Origin of the sequence: Solihabitans fulvus, assembly GCF_008386585.1 — a bacterium.
GTDB lineage: Bacteria > Actinomycetota > Actinomycetes > Mycobacteriales > Pseudonocardiaceae > Solihabitans > Solihabitans fulvus.
This window is the reverse complement of record NZ_VUOB01000046.1, coordinates 65,096-83,024: the sequence shown is the minus strand read 5'-3', so window position 1 is coordinate 83,024 and position 17,929 is coordinate 65,096. Positions and strand designations below refer to the sequence as shown.

General features: G+C 68.5%; 6 protein-coding genes. All 6 read left to right on the top strand.

Annotated elements, in window-relative coordinates; translation table 11 throughout:
• The first annotated feature begins 20 nt into the window (after nucleotides 1-20).
• The 6 genes from F0L68_RS25270 (at nucleotide 21) to F0L68_RS25245 (ending at nucleotide 17,824) form a co-directional block, all read left to right on the top strand.
• Entirely contained in the window at nucleotides 21-1,304 is a 1,284-nt protein-coding gene (locus tag F0L68_RS25270) for an MFS transporter (RefSeq protein ID WP_149852289.1), read from the top strand.
• Between the two features lie 26 nt (nucleotides 1,305-1,330).
• Complete coding sequence (locus F0L68_RS25265; RefSeq protein ID WP_149852288.1) at nucleotides 1,331-1,537, top strand: MbtH family protein; 207 nt, start codon at nucleotides 1,331-1,333, stop codon at nucleotides 1,535-1,537.
• An 80-nt stretch (nucleotides 1,538-1,617) separates the two neighbouring features.
• Complete coding sequence (locus F0L68_RS25260) at nucleotides 1,618-2,841, top strand: cytochrome P450 (protein ID WP_149852287.1); 1,224 nt, start codon at nucleotides 1,618-1,620, stop codon at nucleotides 2,839-2,841.
• 78 nt (nucleotides 2,842-2,919) lie between these two features.
• A complete protein-coding gene (locus F0L68_RS25255) occupies nucleotides 2,920-3,969 on the top strand; it encodes a 2OG-Fe(II) oxygenase family protein (RefSeq protein WP_149852286.1) in 1,050 nt (349 codons plus the stop codon).
• A 61-nt stretch (nucleotides 3,970-4,030) separates the two neighbouring features.
• Nucleotides 4,031-4,690, top strand: coding sequence for a hypothetical protein (locus F0L68_RS25250; protein WP_149852285.1), 660 nt, complete (start codon nucleotides 4,031-4,033; stop codon nucleotides 4,688-4,690).
• A 147-nt stretch (nucleotides 4,691-4,837) separates the two neighbouring features.
• Nucleotides 4,838-17,824 carry a DUF7927 domain-containing protein gene (locus F0L68_RS25245; RefSeq protein ID WP_149852284.1) on the top strand — a complete coding sequence of 4,329 codons (12,987 nt, stop codon included), beginning with the start codon at nucleotides 4,838-4,840 and terminating at the stop codon, nucleotides 17,822-17,824.
• Nucleotides 17,825-17,929 lie beyond the last annotated feature (105 nt).

Sequence of the window (17,929 nt, the reverse complement as noted above, 5' to 3'; positions counted from 1 at the left end):
GGAACGGAGGGTGAGCGGCGATGGCCGTGAGCCTGTCCCGCAATAGGGACTACGGCCTGCTGTGGAGCAGCCAGGCGCTGTCGGGGGCGGGGTTCAGCGCGACCGTCATCGCGTTTCCGTTGCTGGTGCTGGCGATCACGCACTCGCCGGCCGTGTCCGGCCTGGTGCTCGGGGTGATCGCGGCCGCGCAGCTGGTCGCCGGGCTGCCGGCCGGCGCGCTCGCGGATCGCTGGGACCGCAAGAAGATCATGCTCTACTGCGAGGCCGGCCAGGCCGTCGCGGTCACCAGCCTCGTCGCCGCCCTGTGGTGGGACGCCGTCACCGTGCCGCACCTGGTCGCGGTCGGCGCGGTGCTCGGCGCGAGCAAGGCCCTGTTCGGGCCCGCCGAGGCGGCCTGCCTGCCGCGTCTGGTGGCCACCGAGCAGCTCGCCACCGCGTTGGCGATGAACTCCGCGCGCGCGAACCTCGGCCAACTGGCCGGCACGGCCGTCGGCGGCTTCCTGTACGCGGCGGGCCGCGCTGTGCCGTTCGTCGCCGACGCGATCAGCCACGCCGCCGCGTTCGTGGCCCTGTCCTTCGTGCGGCTGCCGCCGAGCCCGCCGAGGATCGGTCCGCCAAGCCACCTCGGCAGGGAGATCGCCGCCGGGCTGCGCTGGACCTGGCGGCACCCGCACGTGCGGATCACGATGTGGTGCGCGGTGACCCTGAACCTGTTCTTCAGCGCCTACTTCGTGGTCATCATCGTGCTGCTGCAACAGGCCGGCGTGCCGTCGGGACAGCTCGGCGTGATGGCCGCGATGCTCGGCGTCGGCGGCATCGCCGGCGCGCTCATCGCGCCCCGCCTGCACCGCCTGCTCAGCCCGTACCTGTCGATCATGGTGGTGTTCTGGGCGCTGACCGCGCTCACGCCCGTCGCGCTGCTCATCCACAACGGCTACCTGATGGGCGTGCTGTTCGCCGCGATCGCGCTGCTGCCGCCGACCGCGAGCACCACGATCAACACCTACCAGCTGCTGCTCACCCCGGACGAGCTGCGCGGCAGGCTCAGCGGCGTGATGGCCGTCGCCGCCGGGGTGTCCGGCGCGGTCGGACCGGTGCTTGGCGGCGCGCTGATGCAGCTCGTGCCCGGCGGCCGCGCCGTGCTGGTGTGCACCGGCGGCATCGCGCTGATCACCCTGCTGTTCACGCTCAGCGCCACGCTCCGCTCGTTTCCCCGACCCGACGCGCCGCAGCCCGACACACCGTCGCCCGACGGCGAGCCAGTCGCCGTCGAAACCCCAGACACCGCAGCCGAATCCGGCTGACGGCCCGCAGGAAGGGACACCGCACAGTGGACGACGACATCACCTACCAGGTGCTGCGCAACGACGAGGAGCAGTACTCGCTGTGGCCGGCGAGCCACGAGGTGCCGGCGGGCTGGCACAGCGTCGGCAAGGAGGGCACCAAGCAGGAGTGCTCGGCCTACGTCGACGAGGTGTGGACCGACATGCGCCCGCGCAGCCTGCGCGAGCGGATGGAGGCGGACCGGCGCGACTGACCCGGCGTCCGCGCCCCGGCCGCGAGCCGGGGCGCGCCGCACCCGATCGAACCCCGTGACAGCAGAGGAAAGGGCCAGGGATGAGCACGACAGAGGCGACCGCCGGCACGGTCGATCCCGTTCGCTTCACCATCGAGGAACTGATCGCCTGGTCGGACGGGCACCGCAGGAACACCCCGGTGTTCTTCGACGAGAAACAGGGCTTCTGGCAGGTGTTCGGCCACGCGGACGTGTCGGCCGCGCTGTCCGATCCCGCCACCTACTCCTCGGACTTCTCCGGCATGACGCCCACCCAGGAGGACTTCGAGATCTTCCGCAAGGGCAACTTCGTCGGCATGGACGCGCCGGAGCACCGCAAGCTGCGCAGGCTGGTCAACCAGGCGTTCACCCCGAGGATGATGGCCGGGCTGGAACCCAGGATCGTCGCCATCACCAGCGAGCTGTTCGACGGGCTCGACGACCCCGAGCGGTTCGACCTGATGGACGCCTTGGCCTACCCGCTGCCGGTGATCGTGATCGCCGAACTGCTCGGCATCCCGGCCGAGGACCGGTCGATCTTCCGCCGCTGGGCGGCGACCCTGTTCGACGGCGACCAGCTCCAGGGCGACACCGGGCCCGAGGAGATCGAGGCGGCGCTGAACGCCGTCGCGCCGACGATCCGCGAGATGAACACCTACATCCTGGCGCACATCGCGCGCTGCCGGACAAACCCAGGCGACGACCTCACCAGCGAACTGCTGCGCGCCGAGGTCGACGGCGAGCGACTCGACGACGGCGAGATCCTCGGCTTCATCGGGCTGCTGCTGGTCGCCGGGCACATCACCACGACCGCGTTGCTTGGCAACACGATCCTCAGCCTGGCCGGCAATCCCGAGGCCGCCGCCGAACTGCGCGCCGACCCCGCCCTGTGGCCGGCCGCGCTGGAGGAGGTGCTGCGCTACCGCACGCCCTTCGCCAGGCTCGGCCGCCGGACCACCACCGAGGTGACGCTGAGCGGTCACGTCATCCCGGCCAACCAGATCGTCATGCTGTACCTGGCCTCCGCCAACCGCGACGAGACGCTGTTCCCCGACCCGGACCGGTTCGACATCCACCGCGCGCCCAACCCGCACCTGACCTTCGGCCACGGCGTGCACTTCTGCCTCGGCGCGCCGCTGGCCAGGCTGGAGGCGAAGATCGCGCTCGGTCAGCTGTTCGCGCGATACCAGGACATCCGGCTCGACCCGGACGCGCCGGCCGTCCTCCAGAACCCGTGGGTGATCGTCGGAGCCAAACAACTGCCCCTGGTGACCAGGCTCGCGTAGTCGCCGCGCAGGAGGCTGAACCGGGTGGGCGGCAGGGCTCGTGTAGCTGGGTGACGACCCAGACACGAGGAGTGGACCATGACCGAACTGCGGACCTTCCGGCTGCCCGACACCGTGACCGGCAGCGAAGCCGACCTGACGCTCGCCAACGCGCTGGTGCGCGCCTGGCGGGCCGACGGGATCTTCCAGATCGCCGCCGAGCCGACCCAGTACTGCGCGGTCGCCGACGCGATGCTGGCGAGCAAACGGTTCTTCCGACTGCCCCGCCACGTGAAGGCAAGACACGTCAGCGACCTGACCTACAGCGGCTACATCGCCTCCGGCGAGGAGGTCACCGCTGGCGAGGCCGACTACTCGGAGATCTTCACCGTGTGCAAGGACGTTCCGGCACACGACCGGCGCGTCCGGGAGGCGTGGCCCTGCCACGGTCCCGTGCCGTGGCCGGACCGGTTCTACCGGAACGCGATGACCGCGCTGATGTCCGAACTCGGCACGATGGGGGAGAAGCTGTTGCGGCTCATCGCGTTCGGCCTTCGGCTGGACGACCTCGACGCGCTGACCCGGCTCACCCGCGACGGCTGGCACCACATGCGCGTGCTGCGGTTCCCCTCGGCCACCGCGGACACCGCGCGCGGCATCGGCGCGCACACCGACTACGGCATGCTGGTGATCGCCGCGCAGGACGAGGTCGGCGGGCTGTACGTGCGACCGCCGGTGCCCGGCGAGCACCGCAACCGCAACTGGCTGCCGGAGGAGAGCACCGCGGGCCTGTTCGAGCACGAGGAACCCTGGACGTTCGTGCGGCCGGTGCCCAACACCCTGACCGTGTTCCCCGGCGACATCCTCCAGTTCCTCACCGGCGGCGACCTGTTGTCCACGCCGCACAAGGTCCGGCTCAACACCCGCGAGCGGTTCACCATGGCCTACTTCCACGAGCCCAACTTCGCGGCCACCGTGCGGCCGCTCGCCGACCCGACCGGCGGCGAGGCCATCCACTACGGCACGCACTTCACGAACATGTTCACGCGCTGCTACCCGGGACGGATCACCACCCGCCGAATCATCGAGGAGGACCGGCTCGCCGTGCTCGCCAGGCTGCGCGCCGGCGACCTCGTCCAGCGGCCCTGACCTCGGCAGGCGGACGCGGGGCCGGCCCGGACTGTCGGCCCCACCCGGTAGGTTCCCGTCCGTGTCCAGTGATGCGCCCGATCTCGCGGCCCTGCGGGCGGCCGTGGCCGACTTCGCCAAGTACACCGGGGCCGACCGGCCGTGGGAGGTGCTGGTGGCGGCGACCGCGCCGGGACTTGACCTCGCGGTGGCCGAGCACCGGGTCTCGATGCTGCGCTGGCTGAACTCCTGGGGCTGCCGCATCCGCTACCCGAGGCAGGGCGAGCCGGACGTCTTCGACGTGAACCTCGCCCGATGGTGGGACACGTGGCGTGACGCGCTCCCCGACCTGACCACCTCGATCGCGGACCTGTCTGAGGCCACCATCGCCGGGCTCGGCGACTGCTACGCCGAACTGGCCGCGATGCCGGCGGCACACGCGGCGCGGCCCCGCTCGCTCGGCCCGACCGCGGCGGCGAAACTGCTCTACGCGCTGCGGCCGTTGGGCGTCATGCCCTGGGACGAGATGATCGCCAGGCACCTGCACGGCGCGCGGGACTCCGCCGCGTACGCCGCCCACCAGCGGCTCGGCCGGGACTGGGCGCGGGCGCTGCTCGCCGAGGCCGGCACCGACGAACACGGCCTGTCCGTGCTGCTCGGCCGGCCGGGCCGCCCGCTCGCGAAGATGCTCGACGAGTACTGCTACATCGCCTTCACCCGCGACGCAGGCCGAACCGCGTAGCCCCAATCGGGACAGCCGCTATCACGGCGACGTGAGCCGAATTCACCAGTTCGAGTGAAGTCGTTGTTTCGTACGCCTGACGTCGTTTGCGGGGCAACCTGATCTCCCCTTGTCTGTGTCGCAGTTGTCCATGGACAGGGGAACACGATGCGGTCGGCGTGCGGGATCAGGTTGGCGGCCGCTCTTGCCGTGGTTGCGGTGGTGGCCGGCGCACCCGGTCCGGCCTCGGCCGGTCCAAGGGCGACGGAGACCAGCAGGAGCGTGCAGACGCTGCCCTCCGGGCTGTCGGTGGACTTCGAGGCCCAGGGCGTCGGCGGGTCGCTGCGTGCCGAGGGCGGCGCCACGATGCCCGCCGGCGCCTACGGCGGGCAGGACGTCTCCGGGAGCTCCGCGCGGGGCATCGTGGTCGCGCAGGACCTGCCGGCGGACGGGGAGTTTCGGCCGTCGGGCACGGTGACGGTCTCGTTCTCCCGGCCCGTGCGCAACCCGCGCCTGAACCTCGGCAACCTGGGCGGCTCCTCGCCGAACGGCCCCCGGCAGTCCCGGCTGCGCGTCACCGCCGGCCCGCCAGCGGCCCCGGCGATGCGCGCCGTGGCCGGCTTCCCGGGCTCCCGGTGGGCGGTCGAACCGTCCGGCGTCACCCCGACCGACCCGAGTCCCGGGCGCGCGGACTGCGGTGACGGGCTCGGCTGTGGCACGGTCGAGCTGACCGGCACGGTGTCCAGCGTGACCCTGGCCGTGGACACCCGGCGGACGAGCGTCGGCGGCGACGCGGACGCACCGCCAGACAACCCGATCGCGCTGTCGGCGTCCGTGGACGAGGTCGCCGGCACCGCGCCGGCGACCTTCGGCGCGGCCTCGCACGTGGTGTCGGACGTGTTCCTCGGCGCGGGCCCGACCCGCGACGCCGGCCCGGAGTTCCCGGCAGCGGCGGGCAGGGGCGAGCGCTACACGGTGCGGGTCCCGGTGACGGCGGGGTCGAGCGCCGCGACGGTGGCGGGCTGGATCGACTTCAACGGCAACGGCTCGTTCGACGGTGCCGAACTGGCCACCGCCGAGGTCGCGCCGGGCGCCGACCACGCGACCCTGGCGTGGACGGTGCCCGACGAGGTGCGGGACGGCCTGGCGTGGGCCAGGTTCCGGATCGGCTACGACGCCGGCCAGGTACGCAGCCCGAGCGGGCGGGCCGACTCCGGCGAGGTCGAGGACTACCAGGTGCCGATCCAGGCGACCGCACCGCAGTCCCCGCCACCCGCCGCCGACGCCTCGACCGCGCCGAAGCCGGACGCACCGAGGTCGGACGCGGCGACGTCGCGCGCGGACCCGACCGGGTGCGGCTTCGGCACCGGGGGACCGTTCGCGACCACGATCTGCTGGCTGGACATGTCCTCGTTCAACCCCGCCTCGGCGCAGAGCGCGAGCGGCCAGAGCATGTCGGTGCAGATCACGCCCGACATCACGGTGTCCTTCACGATCAAGCACACCGCTGGCAGCGCGGGCCGGCGGCCGGTCAGCGCGTCGGCGTTCCCGACCTGGTCGGGAACGCCGATCGGCAAGGACGCGTACAAGAACACCCCGGGAAAGCCCGCGCTGCACACGGACAACGGCTCTCCCGCCGGGTCGAACGGCACGATCACGTTGGACAACATCGCCGTGACCGACGCCAAGGGCAACGCCCAGAAGGGTTTCGGCTTCGTCATGGCCGACGCCGAGTCGACCAACACCGGCGAGCAGCTGACGCTCTCCTCGGACAAGAACATCAGCCTGCTGGACAACGTCACGCCCGCGGGCTACACCGCTGGCTGTGGCGGCGGGCTGACGGGAATCGGCACGACGTCGGTGAACTGCACCGGAAACTCCAACGGCAGCGTCGGGGACATCGTCACCATGGCGACCGAGCCGACCAGGGTCGCCGGGTCGTTCGTGACCGGCGGGCGTCAGGCCGTCGCGTTCGGGGTGGTGCTCTCCCGGCTGACGCTGTCCAAGAGCGTCCAGAAGCAGGTCAACCCGACCGACTCGTTCAGCCTGAAGATCACCGGTCCGAACGCGAACACGGTGGCGACCGCGTCCACCGGCGGCGCGACCAGCGCCAGCACCGGCCAACAGTTCGTGCTCGGCGGCAATCCCGCCGTCGAGTACACGTTGGAGGAGTCGGCGGACAGCGGGACGCTCCTGTCGGACTACCAGCAGAACTGGTCGTGCACCAGGGGAGGCCAGCCGGACACGACGCTGTCCGGAGCCGGCGGAACCTCGCGCAAGGCGGCGCTGGGCATCGGCACCGACATCGCGTGCACGGTCACGAACACCGGCAACGACCCCAACCTGGTGCTGTCGAAGGCGTCTGACCCGCCAACCGGCTCGACGGTGTTGCCAGGCCAGAAGATCACCTACACCGTGACCGCCTCGAACAGCGGTAAGGCATCGCTGCGGTCCGCCCAGCTCCAGGACGACCTGAGCGACGTGTTCGACGACGCCGCCTACAACAGGGACGTTGCCGCCACGCTCGGCACGGCCACCGTCACCGGCTCGACGTTGGCGTGGTCCAACCAACTCGACCCCGGCCAGTCGGCGACGGTCACCTACTCGGTGACGGTCAACGACCCGTCCAGCGGGAACCGGAAGGTGGCCAACGTGGTCACCTCGAACTCGCGCGGCAGCAACTGCACGGCGGGCTCGTCCGACGACCGGTGCTCCACGACGTCGTTCGTGCCGAGGAAGGGCGGCGCGTGCCCGTCCAAGGTCTCCCTGACCAACGGCAGCTTCGAACAGCCGGTCAACTCCCAGAACGTCCAGTTCTACGACGACGCCACCAAACCCGGCGGCGTGCCGGGGTGGATCACCACCGCGTCCGACCACAAGGTCGAGTTCTGGAAGAGCGGCGCGAACGGCGTGCCGTCGGCGGACGGCAACCAGTTCGCCGAACTGAACGCCAACGAGGTCGGCACGCTGTTCCAGGACCTGGCCACCACGCCGGGGCAGGCGTTGAGCTGGCGGATCTTCCATCGCGGTCGCCAGGGCAATGACACCATGCAGGTGCAGATCGGCGCGCCGAACGGAACCCTGGTCGCGCAGACGCCGACCGGCGCGTCGAGCACGAACATCACCGACGGCAACTCGAAGTGGGGGGAGTGGCGCGGGACCTACACCGTGCCGGCCGGGCAGACGACCACCCGGTTCGCCTTCGCCTCCATCTCGGCGGCCGGCGGAGACAAGACGCAGGGCAACTTCCTCGACGGCGTCCTGTTCGGCACCGCGGGCTGTCTGATCGTGGACAAGTCGGTGGTCAACGACCAGGGCAACAACCCAGCCAGGATCGGCGACACGCTGACCTACACGATCACCGGCCGCAACGACGGCACGGACCAGGCGTTCGCCAGCGTCATCCAGGACAGGATCCCGGCGGGCACCGACTACGTGCCCGGCTCGATCACCCGCAAACCGCCAAGTGGCACCGCCACTGCCGTGCCGGACTCTGAGGGCTTCAGCGCGTCCTCGGGCATCAAGGTGGCCATCGGCACCAGCTCGACCCCGACCGGGGGCGGCACCGTCGACGGCGGCACCACCTGGACGGTCACCTTCAAGGTGAAGGTGCGCGACGACATCGCGCCGGGCTCGGAGATCCGCAACAGCGCTCTCGGCGTCTACCGGGAAACGCCGACGGGGCCACCGAACTCCACCGACACCAAGGTCACCGTGGTGAAGGTCGGCACGCCGAGGGCCGAGATCGCCAAGTCGGTCGACAGACAGTCCGCCGCCCCCGGCGACGCGGTGAAGTACACGGTCACAGTGAAGAACACCGGCGACGTGAAGCTCACTGGCAAGCAGGTCGCGACGTTCTCCGACGACCTGTCCAAGGTCCTCGACGACGCGGACTTCGTCGCCGGCAGCATCACCGCAAGCACGGGCACGGCGAGCTTCGGCTCCCCGAAGGTGACCTGGTCAGGCGACCTCGACGTGGGCGCCACGGCGACGATCACCTACTCGGTCAAGGTGAAGAACCCCGTGCCTGGCGACTTCAAGCTGGACAACGTGGTCACCTCGACCACGCCGGGCACGAACTGCGCGGCGGGTTCGACGGACGCGAAGTGCGCGACCTCAACGCCTATCGCCGGGCTGACGATCGCGAAGAAGGCGGACAGGGCCAGCGCGAACCCCGGCGACAAGGTCACCTACACGGTGACGGTGACCAACACTGGTCAGACCACGCAGACCGGCGCGACCCTCACCGACGACCTGTCCAAGGTCGTCGACCAGGCCACCTACAACAACGACGACAAGGCCACGCTCGGCACCACCAGCTACAGCGCGCCGAGACTGACGTGGACGGGCAACCTGAAGGTCGGCGAGTCGGCGACGGTCACCTACTCGGTGACGGTCAGGAACCCGGCGACCGGCGCGCACAAGCTGGTCAACGCGATCACGTCCACGACGCCCGGCAACAACTGCGTTGCCGGCTCGACGGATCCGGGCTGTTCCACCACGACGCCGGTCTCCGGCATCGAGATCAGCAAGACGGTCGACAAGACCAGCGCCAACCCCGGCGACAAGGTCACCTACACCGTCGTCGTCAAGAACACCGGCCAGACCGCGTTGTCCGGAGCCACTTTCACCGACGACCTGACCGGCGTCGTGGACGACACGAGGTTCAACGGCGACCAGTCGGCATCGGCCGGCTCGGCCACCTACGCCGCGCCGAAGCTGACCTGGACGGGCGACCTCGCGATCGGTGCGCAGGCGACGGTCACGTACTCGGTGACGGTGAACAAGCCAGACACCGGGGATCACCGGCTGGGCAACGTGGTGACGTCCACGACGCCCGGCGGCAATTGTCCGTCCGGCTCCACGGACGCGAAGTGCGCGACCTCCACTCCGATCTCCGGCCTGCGGATCGTCAAGACCGGCAACAAGACCCAGGTCGTGCCGGGCGACACCGTGACGTACACGATCACCGTCAGCAACACCGGCCAGACCGTCCAGACCGGCGCGACGTTCACCGACGACCTGACGGGCGTCCTGGACGACGCGACCTACAACAACAACGCCGCGGTCAGCCCCACCGGGGCCGGCGCGGTCGGCTACGCCGCGCCCAAGCTGACGTGGACGGGCACGCTCGCGGTCGGCGCGTCGGCGACCGTCACCTACACCGTCACCGTGAAGAATCCCGACCCAGGCGACAAGAAGCTCAACAACGTGGTCACCTCGACCACGCAGGGCAACAACTGTCCCGCTGGGTCAACGGATCCGTCGTGCAGCACCACCACGCCGGGCAAGGAACTGACGGTCAGGAAGACCTCGGACAAGCAGGCCGCGAACCCCGGCGACACAGTCAAGTACACGGTCACGGTGACCAACACCGGTCAGGTGCCGCTGAGCGGCGCGCAGGCGGCGACGTTCACCGACGACCTGACTGGCGTCGTGGACGACGCGACGTTCAACGGCGACCAGTCCGCGACCATCGGCACGGCGACCTACGCCGCGCCCACGCTGACCTGGACCGGCGACCTGGCCGTCGGCGAGTCGGCGACGGTCACCTACTCGGTGACGGTGCACAACCCGATCACCGGGGACCACCAGCTGCACAACGTGGTCAGCACCAGCGTGCCGGGCAACTGCCCGCCGGGGGCAACCGACCCGACGTGCTCGACCACCACGTCGTTGCCGGGCATGACGATCGAGAAGAAGGCGGACAGGAGCTCGGCGAACCCGGGCGACACGGTGACCTACACGGTGACGGTCCGCAACACCGGAAAGACGGTACTGACCGCAGCCACATTCACCGACGACCTGACCGGCGTCGTGGACGACGCGACGTTCAGCGGCACGGCCACCGCGGACATCGGCGCGACGACCTACGCGGCCCCGAAGCTGACCTGGACCGGCGACCTCGCGGTCGGCGCGACGGCGACCATCAGCTACTCGGTCACGGTGCACAACCCAGCGGCCGGGGATCACAAGCTGGCCAACGCGATCACGTCGGGCACGCCGGGGAACAACTGCCCGACGGGGTCGACGGATCCGAAGTGCGCCACCACGACGCCGGTGTCGGGCATCGCGATCAGCAAGGCCGCCAACAAGACCGACGCGAAGCCCGGCGACACCGTGAGCTACACGGTCACCGTGCGCAACACCGGCCAGACGCCGCTGACGAATGCGACGTTCACCGATGACCTCACGAAGGTGTTGGACGACGCGACGTTCAACAGCGACGAGTCCGCAACCATCGGCACGGCGACCTACGCGGCCCCGAAGCTGACCTGGACCGGCAACCTGCCCATCGGTGCGTCCTCAACGGTCACCTACAGCGTGACGGTCAAGGATCCGGTGACGGGCGACTTCACGCTCACCAACGCGGTCACCTCCACGACGCCGGGCAGTAACTGTCCTGCCGGGTCAACGGATCCGAAGTGCGGGACGACGACGCCGATCGCGGGCCTGGAGATCCACAAGGTCGCGGACAAGGCGAATGCGAAGCCCGGCGACAAGGTCACGTACACGGTGACGGTGAGGAACACCGGCCAGACCGTGCAGACGGGCGCGACGTTCACCGACGATCTGTCGCGGGTGGTCGACGACGCGGCGTTCAACGGCGATCAGTCGACCACGGTCGGTGCGGCGACCTATGCGGCGCCGAAGCTGACGTGGGTTGGCGACCTGCCGATCGGTGCGTCCTCGACGGTCACCTACAGCGTGACGGTCAAGGATCCGGTGACGGGCGACTTCACGCTCACCAACGCGGTCACGTCCGACACCCCAGGCGGCAACTGCCCGCCGGGATCCACCGACCCCAAGTGCCGCACCACGACGCCGATCGCCGGCCTCAGCATCGAGAAGAAGGCGAGCCCCGCCACCGCGAAGCCCGGCGACAAGGTCACGTACACGGTGACGGTGAGGAACACCGGCCAGACCGTGCAGACGGGCGCGACGTTCACCGATGATCTCTCGCAGGTGGTCGACGACGCGACATTCAACGGCGATCAGTCCGCGACGGTCGGTGCAGCGACCTATGCGGCTCCGAAGTTGACGTGGGTTGGTGATTTGTCGATCGGCGCGGCCGTAACGGTGACGTACAGCGTGACGGTGCACAACCCGGTGACGGGTGACTTCACGTTGACCAATGCCGTCACGTCGGACACTCCCGGTGGCAACTGCCCTGCGGGTTCGAAGGATCCCAAGTGCGGGACGACGACGCCGATCGCGGGCCTGGACATCAGCAAGGTCGCGGACAAGGCGAACGCGAAGCCCGGCGACAAGGTGACCTACACGGTGACGGTGAAGAACACCGGTCAGACCGTGCAGACGGGCGCGACCTTCACCGATGACCTGTCCAAGGTCGTGGACGACGCGGCGTTCAACAACGACGAGTCCGCGACCATCGGCACGGCGACCTACGTGGCTCCGAAGCTGACATGGTTGGGCGACCTGCCGATCGGCGCGACCGCAACGGTCACTTACAGCGTGACGGTGAACAAGCCGGTGGCGGGTGACTTCACACTCACCAACGCCGTCACGTCCGACACCCCTGGTGGCAACTGTCCTACGGGGTCGAAGGATCCGAGGTGTGGGACGACGACGCCGATTGCCGGCGTGGAGATCATCAAAAAGGCTGACAAGGCAAACGCCAAGCCCGGTGACAAGGTCACGTACACGGTGACGGTGAAGAACACCGGTCAGACCGTGCAGACGGGCGCGACCTTCAGCGATGACCTGTCGCAGGTGGTCGACGATGCGGCGTTTAGCAACGATCAGTCCGCGACGGTCGGTGCGGCGACCTACGCGGCCCCGAAGTTGACGTGGTTGGGTGACCTGCCGATCGGTGTGACCGCAACGGTGATCTACAGCGTGACGGTGAACAATCCGGTCAAGGGCGATTTCACGCTGACGAACGCGGTCACTTCGGACACTCCCGGCGGCAACTGTCCGCCCGGTTCCACGGACCCGAAGTGCAGCACCACAACCCCGATCGCTGGCCTGGAGATCACCAAGACAGCGGACAAGAAGGACGCGAAGCCGGGCGACAAGGTCACCTACACAGTCACGGTAAGGAACACGGGCAAGACCGTGCAGACCGGCGCGACGTTCACCGATGACCTGTCGCGGGTGGTGGACGACGCGGCGTTCAACAGCGATCAGTCGGCCACGGTCGGTGCGGCGACCTATGCAGCGCCGAAGCTGACGTGGGTTGGTGATTTGCTGATCGGCGCGACCGCAACGGTGACGTACAGCGTGACGGTGAACAGCCCAGTTACGGGCGACTTCACGTTGACCAATGCCGTCACGTCCGACACCGCTGGTGGCAACTGCCCTGCGGGTTCGAAGGATCCGAAGTGTGGGACGACGACGCCGATCGCCGGTCTGGAGATCATCAAGAAGGCTGACAAGGCAAACGCCAAGCCTGGTGACAAGATCACGTACACGGTCACGGTGAGGAACACCGGTCAGACCGTCCAAACCAAGGCGACGTTCACTGACGATCTGTCGCGGGTGGTGGACGACGCGGCGTTCAACGGCGATCAGTCGGCCACGGTCGGTGCGGCGACCTACGCGGCCCCGAAGCTGACGTGGGTTGGTGATTTGGCGGTTGGTGCGTCTTCGGCGGTGACGTACAGCGTGACGGTGAACAACCCGGTTAAGGGTGACTTCAAGCTGACCAACGCAGTCACATCGGACACCCCTGGCGGCAACTGTCCTGCGGGTTCCAAGGATCCCAAGTGCGGCACAACAACGCCGATCGCAGGTCTCGAGATCACCAAGACAGCGGACAAGACCAACGCGAAGCCCGGCGACAAGGTCACGTACACAGTGACGGTGAGGAACACCGGTCAGACCGTCCAGACCGGGGCGACGTTCGTCGACGACCTCAGCAAGGTCATCGACGACGCGGCGTTCAACGGCGATCAGTCCGCGACCATCGGCACCGCGACCTATGCGGCTCCGAAGTTGACGTGGGTTGGCGATCTGCCGATCGGGTCGACGTCGACGGTGACGTACAGCGTGACGGTGAACAACCCGGTGACCGGCGACTTCACGCTCGCGAACGCGGTCACGTCCGATACCCCCGGCGGCAACTGCCCAGTGGGATCGACGGATCCCAAGTGCGGCACCACAACGCCGATCGCTGGCCTGGAGATCCACAAGGTCGCCGACAAGGCGAATGCCAAGCCGGGCGACAAGGTCACTTACACCGTCACGGTGAAGAACACCGGTCAGACTGTGCAGGCGGGCGCGACGTTCACCGATGACCTGTCGCAGGTGGTCGATGACGCGGCGTTCAACAGCGATCAGTCGGCGACCATCGGCACGCCCACCTATGCGGCTCCGAAGTTGACGTGGGTTGGTGACCTGCCGATCGACGCGACGTCGACGGTGACGTACAGCGTGACGGTGAACAACCCCGTCAAGGGCGATTTCAAGCTGACCAACGTGGTCACCTCGGACACTCCTGGCGGTAACTGTCCGCCCGGTTCCACAGACCCGAAGTGCGGCACGACAACCCCGATCGCGGGTCTGGAGATCAGCAAGGTCGCGGACAAGAAGGATGCCAAGCCGGGCGACAAGGTGACCTATACGGTGACGGTGAAGAACACCGGTCAGACCGTTCAGGCGGGTGCAAGTTTCACCGACGACCTGTCGCAGGTCGTGGATGACGCCACCTTCAACAACGACCAGTCCGCGACCATCGGTACATCCACCTACGCTGCGCCGAAGTTGACGTGGGTCGGTGACTTGCCCATCGGCGCGACAGTGACGGTCACCTACAGCGTGACGGTGAACAATCCGGTCAAGGGCGACTTCAAGCTCACCAACGCCGTCACGTCCACCACTCCTGGTGGCAACTGTCCTGCGGGTTCGACGGATCCGAAGTGCGGCACCACAACGCCGATCGCCGGTCTGGAGATCACGAAGGTCGCAGATAAGAAGGACGCCAAGCCGGGCGACAAGGTCACTTACACCGTCACGGTGAAGAACACCGGTCAGGCCATCCAGACGGGCGCGACCTTCACCGACGACCTGACCAAGGTCATCGACGACGCGACCTTCGACAACGATCAGTCGGCCACCATCGGCACGCCGACGTACACGGCCCCGAAGCTGACCTGGCTCGGCGATCTACCGATCGGTGCGACGGCGACGGTGACCTACAGCGTGACGGTGAACAACCCCATCAAGGGCGACTTCACCTTGCTCAACGCCGTCACGTCCGACACTCCCGGCGGTAACTGCCCACCCGGTTCCACGGATCCCAAGTGCGGGACCACAACGCCGATCGCGGGCTTGGAAATCATCAAGGTCGCGGACAAGACCAACGCCAAGCCGGGCGACAAGGTGACTTACACCGTCACGGTGAAGAACACCGGTCAGACCGTGCAGACGGGCGCGACCTTCACGGACGACCTGACCAAGGTCATCGACGACGCGACCTTCAACAACGACCAGTCGGCGACCATCGGCACGCCCACCTACACCGCGCCGAAGCTGACCTGGATCGGCGACCTGCCGATCGGTTCAACCGCCACGGTGACCTACAGCGTGACGGTGAACAAGCCAGTCAAGGGCGACTTCACGCTGACGAACGCCGTCACGTCCACCACTCCTGGCGGCAACTGCCCGCCCGGTTCCACGGATCCCAAGTGCGGCACCACAACGCCGATCGCCGGTCTGGAGATCACGAAGGTCGCGGACAAGAAGGACGCCAAGCCGGGCGACAAGGTGACCTACACCGTCACGGTGAAGAACACCGGCCAGACTGTCCAAACCAAGGCGACCTTCACCGACGACCTGTCGCAGGTGGTCGATGACGCGACGTTCGACAACGACCAGAAGGCCACCATCGGCACGCCGACCTACTCCGCACCCACACTGACGTGGGTCGGCGACCTGCCCATCGGCGCGACCTCCACGGTCACCTACAGCGTCACCGTGAACAACCCGGTCAAGGGCGATTTCAAGCTCACCAACGCGATCACCTCCGAGACCTCCGGCGGCAACTGCCCGACCGGTTCGACGGATCCGAAGTGCGGCACCACAACGCCGATCGCCGGTCTGGAGATCACGAAGGTCGCCGACAGGAAGAACGCCAAGCCGGGCGACAAGGTGACCTACATGGTCACGGTGAAGAACACCGGCCAGACCGTTCAAACCAAGGCGACGTTCACCGATGACCTGACGAAGGTGTTGGACGACGCGGCGTTCAACAGCGACCAGTCCGCGACCATCGGCGCGGCCGCCTACACCGCGCCCAGACTGACCTGGGTCGGTGACCTGCCGATCGGCGCGACCTCCACGGTGACCTACAGCGTGACCGTGAATGACCCGGTCAAGGGCGATTTCACGCTTACCAACGCGGTCACCTCGGACACTCCTGGCGGCAACTGCCCGCCCGGCTCCACGGATCCCAAGTGCGGCACCACAACCCGGATCGCGGGCCTGGAGATCAGCAAGGTCGCGACGCGTGACGGGGCGAAGCCCACCGATCCCGTTAAGCCCGGCGAGGTCGTCAAGTACACCGTGACGGTGCGCAACACGGGCCAGACTCCGCAGAACGGCGCGTCGTTCACCGACGACCTGTCGGGCGTCCTGGACGACGCGACCTACAACAACGACGCTGCGGTCAGCCCGGGGGGAGCCGGCACCACCGGCTACACCAAGCCAAAGCTGACCTGGACCGGCGATCTACCGGTCGGCGCCACCTCGACGATCACCTACAGCATCAGGGTCAACAATCCCATCACCGGCGACCACAAGCTCACGAACGCCGTCACCTCCGACACTCCTGGCGGTAACTGCCCGCCGGGGTCGACCGATCCCAAGTGCCGCACGGTGACCCCGCTTCCCGGCCTGACCATCGTGAAGAAGGCCGACACCACCCAGGCCAAGCCGGGCGACACGGTCACCTACACCGTCACCGTCACCAACAGCGGCCAGACCGGGCTGACCGGCGCGACCTTCACCGACGACATGACCCAGGTCGTCGACGACGCGAAGTACAACGCCGACGCCAAGGCCACCACCGGTGCCACCACCTACACCGCGCCAAAGCTGACCTGGACCGGCGACCTGGCCATCGGCGCGACCGCGACCGTCACCTACACGGTCACCGTGAACGACCCACCCACCGGCGACAAGAAGCTCGGCAACGTGGTCACCTCCAGCACACCGGGTAGCAACTGCCCGCTGCCCATGCCAGCCAGACTGGACGTCGGCGGGCTTGACCCGAACTGCTCGGCCACCGTTCTGGTGCCGCGCCTGGACATCACCAAGAAGGCCGACAGGGCCAACGCCAAGCCAGGCGACACGGTCACCTACACGGTCACGGCCACCAACAGCGGCCAGACGGAGCTGAAGGGCGCGACCCTCACCGACGACCTGACCGGCGTCCTGCCCAACGCCACCTACAACGCCGACGCCAAGGCCACCCTCGGCTCGACCAACTACACCGCGCCGACACTGACCTGGACCGGCGATCTGCCCGTCGGAACGAGCGCGACGATCACCTACACCGTGACCGTGCACGCCGTGCCCACTGGGGACTTCCAGCTGCGCAACGCGGTCGGCTCCGCCACCCCGGGAGCCAGCTGCCCGCCGGGTTCTAGGGATCCCAAGTGCGGCACCACCACACCGATCGCCGGCATGGCCGTCGCCAAGACCGCCGACAGCACGCAGGCCGGCGCGGGCGACATGCTGACCTACCGGGTGACCGTGCGCAATACCGGGCAGGTTCCGCTCACCGGCGCGACGTTCACCGACGACCTGACCGGCGTGCTCGACGACGCGACCTACCGCGACGACGCCACCGCCATCATCGGCACCACCAGCTACGCCAAGCCGGAGCTGACCTGGACCGGTGACCTGCCAGTCGGGGCGACCGCGACCGTCACCTACTCAGTCAAGGTCAACGACCCGGTCGGCGGTGACCAGAACCTGCGCAACGCGGTGTTCTCCGACACCCCTGGCACCAACTGCGCCCGGGGTTCCACCGACCCGGCGTGCCGGACCACCACGCCGCTGCGACCCACGCCGCCGGTCGTGGCCTTCACCGGCGCGGTGATCTACCCGGCACTGCTCGGCGGCCTCGCCCTGCTCGCGGCGGGCGTCCTGTTCGTGCTGATCGCTCGGCGACGCGGGCAGCGAGACTGACCCGCCGACGAGGCGCCGGTGCCCCGGCCCGCGGGATCCGCGGGCCGGAGCACCGAGGTGTGTCGACCACGGCCTTCGGCGTGCCGCTCGGCTTTGTCGGCCACG